This is a genomic window from Photobacterium alginatilyticum (assembly GCF_009910675.1).
Classification (GTDB): domain Bacteria; phylum Pseudomonadota; class Gammaproteobacteria; order Enterobacterales; family Vibrionaceae; genus Photobacterium; species Photobacterium alginatilyticum.
Map to the genome: position 1 here is coordinate 20,676 of NZ_RSEJ01000013.1, position 13,100 is coordinate 33,775.

The window sequence follows — 13,100 nt, forward strand, 5'->3', positions numbered from 1 at the left end:
GCAAAAATGGGGCATCTCGCCCCATTTTTATGTAACAACTTACAGATCAAACTTCACTTCATCCAGTAGTTTGATTGCTGTGCTGTGGTAGTCTGCCACTTTTTCAAGCGATAGATCGTCAGCCTGGAAGTCACCCCAAGATGCAACCAGCTCAGAGCGCTTAACGCCGTCTTTAACCGGGTACTCATAGTTCACTTCAGCGTACATCTGCTGGGCTTTATCGCCAGTCAAAAATTCCATCAGCTTCTGCGCGTTATCCTTATTAGGCGCGTACTTGGCCATTGCCATGCCGCTAACGTTAACGTGTGTACCGTCTGCTTTCTGGCCAGGGAAGTTGATGTAAACCGCTTCAGCCCATGCCTTCTGCTTCTCGTCGTTAACCATCTTGCCTAGGTAGTAGCTGTTGCCGATAGCCAGATCACACAGGCCTTCTTTGACAGCCTTCACCTGCGCGCGGTCGTTACCCTGAGGCTTACGGGCAAGGTTGGCTTTAACACCTTCCAGCCACTCTTTCGCTTCTGCTTCGCCATGGTTGGCAATCATCGAAGAAACCAGAGAAACGTTATACGGGTGCTTACCAGAGCGAGTACAAATCTTGCCTTTCCACTCAGGCTTCGCCAGATCGGCATAGTCAAAGTCTGCTGGCAGACGGCCAACACGATCACGAGAAGAGTACACGTTACGAGAACGCAATGTCAGTGCAAACCACTCATCTTCGCTATCACGGTATTGCGCCGGTACGTTTTGCTCAATTACTTTGCTATCAACAGGCTGAACCAATTGTTTGTTTGCCAGCTCCACCAGACGGCTGATATCAGTTGTCAGAATCATATCTGCCGGGCTGTATTCGCCCTCTTGCTGCAGCTTCTCTGCCAGGCCTTTTTTCGCGAATTTCACGTTAACCTTAATGCCGGTTTCTTTTGTGAATTCGTTAAACATAGGCTCAACCAGGAAAGGCTGACGGTAAGAGTATACATTCACTTCTTCAGCAGCAGTTGCTACCTGAGGAGCAGCCAAACCAAGCAAAATCGCCGATGCCAACAGCTTTTTCATTAATCCATCCCTTAATGCAAAATGTAATGATAATGTTTATCAATATCGAACTAATTATACTGTAGCACGACGCTAAAACAATGCGTGGTTACAATTAAACACAAAAAAAATGCTGCCAAATGGCAGCATTTTTTAAAGATGTGAACTAAATATATGTTACTGGTTTCTTAATTATTCAGTAACTTGTCAATAGTTACACCACACTTAATACACCTATCTGCATATCAAGCTTAAGCCTTATTTTACGCTAACAAATTCAGGGTAGGCATCAATACCACAGTCATGCAGATCCATTCCCGCCATTTCTTCCTCTTCCGTCACACGGATGCCCATGGTGGCTTTCAGTACCGCCCACACCGCGAAGCTTGTTACGAATACCCAGCCGAAGATAACTGCTGCACCCAGTAGCTGAGCACCGAAGGTGGCATCTGCATTGTTGAATGGCACCACCATCAGACCAAAGAACCCGCACACACCGTGGACCGAGATGGCACCGACAGGGTCATCAATTTTGATTTTATCCAGGCCGATGATACTAAACACAACCAGCGCACCGGCAACCACTCCGATCACCACTGCAGACATTGGTGACGGAGACAGCGGGTCAGCCGTGATAGCAACCAGACCAGCCAGGGCACCGTTTAGTACCATAGTCAAATCCGCCTTGCCCCAAGTTGTCTTACACACTGCCAGCGCTGCGATAGCACCGGCTGCAGCCGCCGCATTGGTATTAAGGAAAATCTGGCCCACCGCCGTTGCATTTTCAAAGTCTGATACCATCAGCTGCGAACCGCCGTTGAAGCCGAACCAGCCGAACCACAGGATAAAGGTACCCAGAGTTGCCAGCGGCATGTTCGAGCCCGGGATAGGGTTGATTGAACCGTTCTTGCCGTACTTACCTTTACGGGCACCCAGCAGCAATACACCGGCCAACGCCGCCGCGGCACCTGCCATATGGACAATACCCGAGCCAGCAAAATCACTAAACCCTGCTTCTGACAAGAAGCCACCGCCCCATGTCCAGTATCCTTCCATCGGATAGATAAAGGCCGTCAAAATGACTGAGAAAATGAGGAACGACCACAGTTTCATACGCTCGGCCACGGCGCCGGATACAACCGACATTGCTGTTGCCACAAACACCACCTGGAAGAAGAAGTCAGATTCCAGCGAGTGATCCGCACCCTCGGCCTGAGAGCCTATCAGGGCACCGAACGATGGCAGCCAGCCACCCTCACCGTTATCGACGTACATAATGTTGTAGCCCACCAGCAGGTACATAGTACAGGCGATTGCATACAGGCAGACATTTTTGGTCAGGATCTCGGTGGTATTCTTCGAGCGAACCAGACCGGCCTCGAGCATAGCGAAACCGGCCGCCATCCACATCACCAGCGCACCTGACATCAAGAAAAAGAAAGTATCGAGTGCATAACGCAGCTCTGTTACCGTTGTTGATAGTTCCATGGTCATCATCCCCTACTCATCCAATTCTTATAAGGCTTCTAGATCTGTTTCACCGGTACGGATCCGTACGGCATGATCAAGGTCATATACAAAAATCTTACCGTCACCAATTTTTCCTGTTTGAGCGGCTTTCGAAATAGCTTCGACAATGGCTTCCAAGTTCTCTGCCTGAGTCGCAATTTCCAGCTTCACTTTAGGCAGGAAGTCCACCTGGTACTCTGCGCCGCGGTACAGCTCGGTATGCCCTTTCTGACGGCCAAATCCCTTGACCTCGGAGACTGTCATCCCCTCGACACCGACATCTGCCAGTGCTTCGCGGACGTCATCCAACTTGAATGGTTTAATGATTGCGTTTATCAATTTCATTGCCTGCTCCTAATCTTCTGAATTCCTTTCCGATTACAGTTGATTAACAAACAATCTTTATGCCAACTTTTTATTTTTTTATTTTTCAATACCTTATACATTCTATATAAAAACAACGAAAAAGGGCCGCACCTTTATGGTGCAGCCCTTTCACTGAAAAGAAGCAAATTGTGCAGAGTCGGAGGATGGCGCTCAGAAGCGGGTGACAAATGCACGCCAGGCATGCAACATTTGCTCAAGATCTTCAAATCCGCACAGAGACATACATTCGTCATCATAGAAATTCATGTCTTCATCCAGCTCGGTATCATCTTCAGAAAACAGATAGTTAGCTTGGACAAGCGCTTCATTGTCCTGCAGGCTCAGGGTTAGATCCTCTCCCACCAGCCGCCATTCCCGGGTGCTGTTTTTCAGCGCACCAATTTGGGCCAAAATAGCATCGATCCTGGAAAAGTCCTTCCCCACCTCTTCGATTAACCAGCGCCCCAGTGCCTCGTGACCCATAGAGAAAATGGCATGATAGCTACCGTCCAGGGTATTTTTCTTAAATTCGTAGTCCATAGCTATCCCCTATATCATCATTCGGTACCCAGCGACAGGATAAGCTTGGTACAATAAAATTACGTCACAACACGCCCGCTCGCAGGCCGAAAACGGGTTTCGCTCGGTGCCAATCGCGACAAAGTCCGCACATTGTCAGGATCTGGAACAAGAATGCAACTAAATGCCACCATTGCCCGACAGATTGTCGAGCGCGCCAAGCAAATCATTCATCTGAACAGGTAGAGTTTACGCTATCGACTATTTAGGATCGCTTGCAAGGCTGCCAGAGCCACCCTCAAGCGACAATGCTGCTCACCCGCGGGCCTGGAGGTTTCTCACCATGAAAATTGTAATTGCCCCTGACTCCTACAAAGAAAGCCTGACGGCGATGGAAGTCGCCACTGCCATTGAGGCGGGATTCCGGCAAGTGCTGCCTGATGCCGAGTACCACAAGGTCCCGATGGCTGACGGCGGCGAAGGGACCGTGCAGTCACTGGTTGATGCCACTGGCGGCTCGATTATCAAGCAACAGGTAACAGGCCCCCTCGGTGAACAGGTTGACGGTTTTTACGGGGTAATGGGTGACGGAAACACCGCCATCATTGAAATGGCAGCCGCCTCCGGGCTGCACCTGGTATCCCCTGAACAACGTAACCCGCTGCTGACCACGACATTCGGCACCGGGGAGCTGATCAAAGCTGCTCTCGACAAGGGCGTAGAGCATATTATTGTCGGTATCGGCGGCAGTGCCACCAACGACGGCGGTATCGGAATGGCCCAGGCACTCGGGATAAACATGCTGGACGCCGAAGAAAACGAACTTGGCTATGGCGGCAGCGAGCTAGCCCGGCTTGCCACTATCGATACCAGCCAGCTTGATCCTCGTCTGGCTGACATCAAGTTGGAAGTCGCCTGTGATGTCGACAATCCGCTATGCGGCCCCAAAGGTGCTTCCCACGTATTCGGCCCGCAAAAAGGGGCCACTGCCGAGATGGTTCAGCAGCTCGACAGCAACCTTGCCCGATACGCAGGCATCATCAAAAATCAATTGGATCGTGGCGTTAAAGATATGGCCGGTGCCGGTGCTGCCGGTGGGCTGGGTGCCGCCCTGCTTGGCCTACTTGATGCCAACCTGCGTCCGGGGATCGATATCGTTATGGATGCGGTCAATCTGGCCGACACCGTTGCCGATGCCGATCTGGTCATTACTGGCGAAGGGCGCATTGACAGCCAGACCATTCACGGCAAAACCCCGATTGGTGTCGCCCGCAGTGCGAAAAAATACGATATTCCGGTGATCGGGATTGCCGGTAGCCTGTCTGATGATTGTGATGTGGTCCACGACCACGGTATCGATGCCGTCTTCAGCGTCGTACCACGCGCGATGGCCCTGAGCGAGGCACTGGAGGAAGCGGCGTTCAATGTCCAGGTAACGGCACGCAATGTCGCGGCAATGATAACGGTAGGGTCTACAGGATTAACATAAAAAAAGAGGTAAGTCAGAAACTGACTACCCCTTTTTATATTGAACTATGACTATTTGACTTGTCCTGGGTCCTGCATTTCCCAGAACCCGTTCTTTCGGCTTTAAACCGCAGCCTGAATAATCACATCATCCGCTTTCTTGGTGTAACTATCCATGCGGTGGAAGTTCAGATAGCGGTAGGTATCCGCAGCTGTAGCATCAATCTGCTTCGCATACTCCAGGTACTCTTCCTTGGTCGGAATGCGACCCAGGATTGCACCGACAGCAGCCAGCTCGGCTGATGACAGATACACATTGGCACCGGTACCCAGACGGTTCGGGAAGTTACGGGTCGAGGTCGACATCACCGTCGCTTTATCCGCAACACGCGCCTGGTTACCCATACACAGCGAACATCCCGGCGTTTCGATACGCACCCCCGCGCGACCAAAGATGCCGTAGTAGCCTTCTTCCGTCAGCTGATCCTTATCCATCTTGGTCGGCGGTGCAACCCACAAACGGGTATCCAACTGACCACCGAACTTCTCAAGCAGTTTACCTGCCGCGCGGAAGTGACCGATGTTGGTCATACAAGATCCGATAAAGACTTCGTCGATCTCTGTGCCATGAACCTCAGACAACAGACGGGCATCATCAGGATCGTTCGGTGCACACAGAATTGGCTCGTTGATTTCAGCCAGATCGATTTCGATCACATGCGCGTACTCGGCATCTTTATCGGCTTCCATCAGCTCAGGGTTAGCCAGCCACTCTTCCATCGCAGTAATACGGCGCTCGATGGTACGGCGATCGCCATAACCTTCGGAGATCATCCACTTAAGCATCACAATGTTGGAATTCAGGTACTCGGCAATCGAGTCTTCAGATAGCTTAACAGTACAGCCAGCCGCACTACGCTCAGCCGAGGCATCAGACAGCTCGAACGCCTGTTCGACAGTCAGGTGCTCAACACCTTCAATTTCCAGTACTCGACCGGAGAATTCGTTGATCTTACCGGCTTTCTCAACCGTCAGCAGACCCTGCTTGATCGCATAATAAGGGATGGCATGAACCAGATCACGCAAAGTGATCCCTTCTTGCATCTCGCCCTTGAAGCGAACCAGAATAGATTCCGGCATATCAAGCGGCATCACACCGGTTGCTGCAGCAAACGCCACCAGGCCAGAACCGGCCGGGAACGAGATACCCAGCGGGAAGCGGGTATGGGAGTCACCGCCGGTACCGACAGTATCAGGCAGTAGCATACGGTTTAGCCAGGAGTGGATAACACCATCCCCCGGACGCAGAGAAACACCACCACGGTTCATGATGAAATCAGGTAGCGTATGGTGGGTGTTCACATCAATCGGTTTCGGATAAGCCGACGTGTGGCAGAACGACTGCATAGTCAGTTCGGCAGAGAAGCCCAGACAAGCCAGATCTTTTAGCTCGTCACGGGTCATTGGACCGGTGGTATCCTGAGAACCAACAGTGGTCATCTTAGGCTCACAATAGGTGCCCGGACGAACGCCCTCGACACCACAGGCCTTACCGACCATCTTCTGCGCCAGGCTATAGCCTTTGCCGGTATCGGCTACGGCGCCCGGACGGCGGAACACATCAGAAGATACCAGGCCAAGTGACTGACGGGCACGATCTGTCAGGCCACGGCCGATGATCAACGGAATACGGCCACCGGCACGCACTTCATCAATCAGAACATCAGTTTTCAGTTCGAATGTCGATACCAGCTCATCGCTATCATGGCGACGAACTTCACCTTTATACGGGTAGACATCAATCACATCCCCCATGTTAAGCGCGGTCACATCGACTTCGATTGGCAAGGCACCGGCATCTTCCATAGTATTGAAGAAAATTGGGGCAATCTTGCCACCCAGGACATACCCCCCAGCACGCTTGTTCGGTACATTTGGGATATCATCACCCATGAACCACAGCACAGAGTTAGTGGCTGACTTACGGGATGAACCGGTACCGACAACATCGCCGACATAAACCAGCTGGTGGCCTTTTTCTTTAAGCGCTTCGATTTGCTTAACCGGGCCAATCGTACCCGGCTGCTCCGGCTCAATGCCTTCACGTTCGTTCTTCAGCATCGCCAAGGCATGCAGCGGGATATCCGGACGCGACCAGGCATCTGGGGCCGGAGACAGATCATCGGTGTTAGTCTCACCGGTGACCTTAAACACGGTCAGGGTAATTTTTTCAGCCAGTTCAGGCTTAGACAGAAACCATTCGGCATCAGCCCATGACTGGATAACTTGCTTGGCAAATTCGTTGCCTGCCTTGGCTTTCTCTTCTACATCGTAGAAAGCATCGAACATCAGCAAAGTATGAGAAAGGGCTTTAACGGCGATAGGCGCAAGCTCGCTATCATCAAGAAGTGCAATCAGCGGTTCAATGTTGTAACCACCTTGCATGGTGCCCAATAGCTCAGCCGCTTTTGCGTTGCTGACGATCGGGGATGCAGCCTCACCTTTGGTTAGAGCGGCGAGGAAACCGGCTTTCACATACGCCGCTTCATCAACACCAGGGGGAATACGGTTTTCAAACAGATCCAGCAGGAAGGCTTCTTCACCCGCTGGTGGATTTTTCAGGAGCTCAACCAGAGCTGCAACCTGCTCAGCATCGAGTGGTTTAGCAACAACTCCTTCTGCAGCACGTTCTTCGACGTGTTTACGGTAGGCTTCAAGCACGACATATTCCTCTTATTTCGGTTTAGCCTAGTGGCCAAACATCCTTGGAAGTGATTGATCCATTCTGCACAGTGCGCCCTGTCATTCTTCTTACTAAGCGCACACTACAGGCAGAAGAGACCAAAACCGTCCAACCAGCATACCATTTTTAACTTAAAATTAAAAATCACCCTCTTTTTACAACATTCACACTTTGAGCATAATTATGACGTAGCGTCTACGACTTTAGCCTTATAGCGCCGCGCCAAAGAACAGGTAATAGGCATTGTTATTCTGCTCCGTCTGGCCATATGCGAAGATAAGCGGCCCAAATGGCGTCGTAATACCGGAGAACACACTGCCGGCCCAATACATCGGGGCTTCGTTGAGCGGGATATCGCTATCGTTATACACCCCGCCCCATTCGACGGAGCTGCCGACATACACCGTCGAGTTGAACAGCCCGAAATCCTGCTCTAACAGGTGGTAACGATATACAAGGGCAGAGAATAGTTTGTTGTTACCAGACAAGCTGTTTTTCGGGATCCCCGACAGGTTCAAAAAGCCCCCCAGCTCTTTGGGATCCAGGCTTAGGCTTTCATCCGACTTCACTCTGCCTATCTCGGCCTTGCCCATGAGGGTATGATCCCCGATCGTATAGGCACCTTTCCATTTGGCGTCGATATGGAAAGCAAGATCGGTCAGCTCCAGCCCCAAAAACTCGTTGTTGTCATCCGATGCGGCAAGCTCGACCTGTAACAAATTTCCGCGTTTTGGCAGCATAAACTCATCCAGGGTGTCGAGGGTATAACTCACATAGCCAATCTGGCTTTCCCGCTTCTCCTTGCCAAGATCACCAAAAATGCCCGGAAATTCAGTCTCGCCATAGATATAGCGAAGGCCTATCCGAAACTCCTGCCAGAGCTCCGGCTGCCAGCCAAACGAAGCATCCAAAATCGTGTCATTGTAGGTCGCCGGAATAAAGCTGTCGATTTCTTCGAGACTTGGCTCCTCACCAATTGCAGGCACGTTCTTCTCGGAGTTTTTATACTCGGCACTAATCTGGCTAAACCATTCCTGATTTTTGATAAACGGCAGGTACAAGCCCGTTGCAATTCGTTTATCAGTGCCGTATTCCAGCTCGGTCCGCCACTCCGCCCCGGCTTCGCTTAGCCCGGTCACATTAAACGCCACGCCTATCGAATAATCGGTACTGTTTTCGAAGTCATCTTCCAGGGCAAACCGGAGATCAATAAAGTTAGGTCCCCAGCTCTTCTCCTTGACCTCGACCAGCACCACATTCTCGCCTTCCTCAGCCTGGATCCGGTAGTCAATCCGCTCAAAACGATCGAGGGCATACAGATTTCGAACGCTTTCCGCCAACTCTTCAGAGCTAATGCGCGAGCCCGGCTCGAGCTCCAGCCGATCCAGCAACACCTGATCCGAATAATGGCTGTTGTTAACCAGCTGAATATCATCCACCTTCAACTGATCAAGATGGTTCAACGTACGACGCTTGAGCTGTTTGCTGTCTATATAATTCTGATACCAAATAGAGCCACCCAAGCCCTTGAGCTGTTCTTCCAGCGCCATGGCTGCTGTATAGCCGTTTTCAAAAGCCACTGGCATCTGCTCAAAATCTGCCGTCGTGATCCCCTGAATATCTGGGCGGATCAACACATCCTCGCCACTTAATAGTTTTATCTGGCGGGTCGCATTATCACGCACCATGAAATCGGTCAGCTGATCCATCACGGCAAAGTAATTGTTGAGATCATCACGGCGCTTAAACTCATTACTGATATCAACGGCAATCACAATATCAGCGCCCATCGCCTTGACGACCGAAACCGGCAGGTTGTTGGTGATCCCGCCATCCACCAATAGCTTGTCACCCAGCTCCATCGGCGGTAGCAGCCCCGGAATCGACATACTGGCCTGCATCACCTCGGCCAAATCTCCACTTGCCAATATAACCGGCTCCAGATTTTCGATATCGGTCGCCACCGCCCGATAAGGGATAGGCAGCCGATCAAAGCTTTTCATCGTTGGCAGATTGCCGGATGTGGTGCGCAGGATTTCGCCCATGCTCTGTCCTTGGACAAAGCCACGGGGTACCTTCAGCTCCCAGAAATCAAAGCCAATTTCGCTACTGACCTGAAAGCGGTCCTCCTGCTGCTTTTCCCTGACCCGGCGATCGCTGCGCTGGACCCGGTCCTCGTAGCCTTTGCCCCAGTCCACCGTCGTCAGCAGCGCCTCGATATCATCGGCACTCATGCCGGTCGCATAGAGGCCGCCGACATAAGCCCCCATGCTGGTACCCACGATATAGTCCACCGGGATCTGCATATCCTCCAGCGCCTTGAGCACCCCGATATGGGCAGCCCCCTTGGCTCCCCCGCCACCGAGCACAACACCAATTTTTGGCCGTTCTGCAGCAAAAACAGGCTGATAGAATAGCACCTGAATTATTGTGAGAATTATCACTAAAGTTATGTAACGACTCGGCAGATACATGCACAGAGAGAGATTTCTAACAGATGGCTTTATTTGGGTCATTGGCAACTTTTTCCATGAACGAACTGTTCGTTCATTACTATATCGATAAGCAGCTAGCATTATGAAGTTCAACCAGCTCACCATTAAACAAAAACTAATTATGGCGATGATCCTCGCCGTACTTGCCTCAACAGTCCTTGTTGGCGCTATTGGTCAAAACCAGGCCCGCAGCGTGGTAGAAAGCCGTTTGCTTGAATCTGAGCTACCGGCAAACCTGATGCAGATCCGCAATACTATCGACAAGGAAGTGTCACTGCTACAGTCCGCGGCGCAACAATTGGCAACAAACCGTTTTATTACCGATATGTATAAAGAAAACGGCCGCCCGCAGCAAGAAGATCGACTGATAAAACAGCTCAATGATATCAGAACTCAATACAACCTGTTTGACGCCTCTGTTGCGGATCGTACGACAGGCAACTACTGGAACCAGAATGGCTTTCTTCGCCGCCTTAACCAGCAGCAGGACAGCTGGTTCTACGGCTTTACCGGCAGCGGCAACGCCAAAATGCTCAACGTGTTCCAGGAAGCGAACGGCGAGGTCAAACTGTTTGTTAACTATCAGCAGCTTAACGGTCGTGGGATGGCGGGCCTCTCAAAGTCGATGGACGAGATGGTCCGGTTCATCAACCAGTTCAAGCTGGAGCAAACTGGCTATGTCTACCTCACCGATGCCAGCGGCATGGTGCGTCTGCACAAAGACAAGAGCAAGATGGGCGGCAGTGATCTGAACCAGCTGTACGGTACCGAGGTCTCTCGCCAGCTGCTGAACAAGGATGACTTCAACGTTGCCGAAGCAACTATCAACGGCAGCGATACCCTGATTGCCACCAGCTATATCCCGTCAATGGAATGGTATGTCGTGGCAGAGCTACCGAAGGAAGAGGCCTTTGCCGGACTGAACCAGGCACGTAACCAAATCATGGTCTGGACAGCCGCTATCGCTGCAGTATTTGTCCTGATGGCAATCTGGCTCGGTAGCAACATTACCCGCCCGATCGAACGCCTTGCTGCTGTATTCAAAGACCTTGGCGAAGGTGAAGGCGATCTTCGCCACCGCATCGATATCAAAGGCAAGGATGAGATCGCCCAGCTGTCAGAAGGTTTCAACACCTTTATCGGCAAGATCCACTACTCGGTGCGTGAAGTGGCCGAAACCGGCAACTCACTGCGCAGCGCCGCAGAATCGGTGGCTTCCCAGGCTCAGCTGACCCTGGATAACAGCCACACCCAGCGTGACCGTACGATTCAGGTCGTCACCGCTATCAACCAAATGGGCGCAACGGTTAACGAGATTGCCGGCAACGCCGCACAGGCCGCCGATGCCGCTCATAATGCCGAATCCGAAACCCAGAACGGCCAGGCCGTTGTCGGACAGGCACGCGACAGCATCAGCCAGCTATCCAACGATGTTTCCAACGTCAGCGAGGTGATCGAATCGCTTGCCAACAATACCCAGGCTATCGGTAGCATCCTAGACGTGATCCGCGGTATCTCGGAGCAGACTAACCTGCTGGCGCTCAATGCCGCAATCGAAGCAGCCCGTGCCGGCGAGCAAGGCCGTGGCTTTGCCGTCGTGGCCGACGAGGTACGCAGCCTGGCAAGCCGGACTGCCGACTCGACAGACGAGATCCAGACGATGATCAACCGCCTGCAGGAAGAAGCCAGCAACGCCGTTAATGCTATTGTCCAGAGCCGCCAGCTAACCTCCGACGGTGTCTCGGCAGCCGACGAGGCATCCGGTGCACTGGTATCTATTGCCGATCGCATCACTCTGATATCCGATATGAACACCCAGGTTGCAACAGCTACCGAAGAGCAGTCAACAGTCGTCAACGATATCAACTGCAATATCGAGGAAATCAACGAGACGACCCAGCGCACAGCCGATACCGCCACCGAACTTGCCCACTCGAGTCAGGAGCTGCGCGAGCTGTCCAAGCGCCTTGATGACATGGTAGGAACGTTCAAGCTGTAACGGCTTTAACCCCACTAGTCCTCCCCCTTTTCAAGGGGGAGCTAGAGGGGTTCCCCCTACGCCTTCAAAATCAAATTCGCAACTATCTAAAAACGCAAAATAACATTATTCTGCACGGGCATTATTTTGTGACGCCCTCCAAACTTTAATATGTCGCATAGGCGTATTTTTGCAGCTCAATTTGATCAATAACTAAAACCAACAATGAAACTCACTAAAATTGCAATTTCTTCCCTTCTGGCTTGCGCATTCGCATCAGGTTCCGTATTCGCCGATCCTAAATTGCCGGGTACCGAAACCGGGTACAGCTCAATCCAAATCATGCAGCAGGGGGAACCTGCCCAGCTTCATTGGGTATCGGTTGAGGAGATTGAAAAGAGCCTAGAGGGCAAGGAGCCAATGACCGTCGGTTTTGATATCGACGACACGGTACTGTTCAGCTCACCTGGCTTTTATCGCGGACAGCAGGTGTTCTCGCCAAATGGCTACAGCTACCTCAAAACTCAGAAATTCTGGGACAAAATGAACTGTGAGTGGGAAAAATTCAGCTTGCCAAAAGAGATCGGCAAGAAGCTGATTGCGATGCACCAGAAGCGCGGGGACGATATCTACTTTATTACCGGCCGCACCGGATCCGAGTGCGAAATTTCGACTCAGTACCTGAAAGACTCGTTCGGCATTAACAACATGCACAAGGTCATTTTTGCCGGCTCTAGCAAGACGGAATACACCAAAACCAAGCACATCAAGGCGCACGACATTAAGATGTACTACGGTGACTCAGACGGCGATATCATCTCGGCTCGCAATGCCGGTGCCGAAGGGATCCGTATCATGCGTAACGCCAGTTCCAGCTACAAGCCGGTACCGCAAAACGGTATCTACGGAGAGAAGATTGTGAAGGACTCTCAGTACTAATCCATTGCACTATTACTAAAACCAAAAAAGCGCCCTGGGGCGCTTTTTTCGT

At 51.6% G+C, this 13,100-nt stretch carries 9 protein-coding genes; 3 read left to right on the forward strand and 6 right to left on the reverse strand.

Translation table 11 applies throughout. From position 1 onward, the window contains the following. Nucleotides 1-39: 39 nt before the first annotated feature. From EIZ48_RS13255 to EIZ48_RS13270, 4 genes are all read right to left on the reverse strand, one after another. Entirely contained in the window at nt 40-1,053 is a 1,014-nt protein-coding gene (locus tag EIZ48_RS13255; protein ID WP_075762332.1) for a Fe(3+) ABC transporter substrate-binding protein, read from the reverse strand. A 237-nt stretch (nt 1,054-1,290) separates the two neighbouring features. Continuing rightward, a complete protein-coding gene (locus EIZ48_RS13260; RefSeq protein WP_160652157.1) occupies nt 1,291-2,520 on the reverse strand; it encodes an ammonium transporter in 1,230 nt (409 codons plus the stop codon). 27 nt (nt 2,521-2,547) lie between these two features. Then, complete coding sequence (locus tag EIZ48_RS13265) at nt 2,548-2,886, reverse strand: P-II family nitrogen regulator (RefSeq protein ID WP_075762333.1); 339 nt, start codon at nt 2,884-2,886, stop codon at nt 2,548-2,550. Between the two features lie 192 nt (nt 2,887-3,078). Then, nucleotides 3,079-3,447 (reverse strand): YacL family protein, encoded by a 369-nt coding sequence (locus EIZ48_RS13270; RefSeq protein WP_160652160.1) that lies wholly within the window; start codon nt 3,445-3,447, stop codon nt 3,079-3,081. Between the two features lie 322 nt (nt 3,448-3,769). Here EIZ48_RS13270 and EIZ48_RS13275 point away from each other — a divergent pair, with 322 nt between their 5' ends. Next, nucleotides 3,770-4,915, forward strand: a complete 1,146-nt coding sequence (locus EIZ48_RS13275) for a glycerate kinase (protein WP_160652163.1) — start codon at nt 3,770-3,772, stop codon at nt 4,913-4,915. A gap of 101 nt (nt 4,916-5,016) precedes the next feature. Here EIZ48_RS13275 and acnB read toward each other — a convergent pair whose 3' ends face one another. Both acnB and EIZ48_RS13285 read right to left on the reverse strand, forming a co-directional pair. Beyond that, nucleotides 5,017-7,614: a bifunctional aconitate hydratase 2/2-methylisocitrate dehydratase gene (gene acnB / locus EIZ48_RS13280; RefSeq protein ID WP_160652166.1), complete on the reverse strand. Its 2,598-nt coding sequence runs from the start codon at nt 7,612-7,614 to the stop codon at nt 5,017-5,019. 231 nt (nt 7,615-7,845) lie between these two features. Further along, entirely contained in the window at nt 7,846-10,056 is a 2,211-nt protein-coding gene (locus EIZ48_RS13285) for a patatin-like phospholipase family protein (RefSeq protein ID WP_338046917.1), read from the reverse strand. A gap of 157 nt (nt 10,057-10,213) precedes the next feature. Here EIZ48_RS13285 and EIZ48_RS13290 point away from each other — a divergent pair, with 157 nt between their 5' ends. Together EIZ48_RS13290 and aphA are read left to right on the forward strand one after the other, a co-directional pair. Continuing rightward, nucleotides 10,214-12,130 carry a methyl-accepting chemotaxis protein gene (locus EIZ48_RS13290; RefSeq protein WP_160652172.1) on the forward strand — a complete coding sequence of 639 codons (1,917 nt, stop codon included), beginning with the start codon at nt 10,214-10,216 and terminating at the stop codon, nt 12,128-12,130. A 204-nt stretch (nt 12,131-12,334) separates the two neighbouring features. Then, entirely contained in the window at nt 12,335-13,048 is a 714-nt protein-coding gene (aphA, locus tag EIZ48_RS13295) for an acid phosphatase AphA (RefSeq protein WP_160652175.1), read from the forward strand. Nucleotides 13,049-13,100 lie beyond the last annotated feature (52 nt).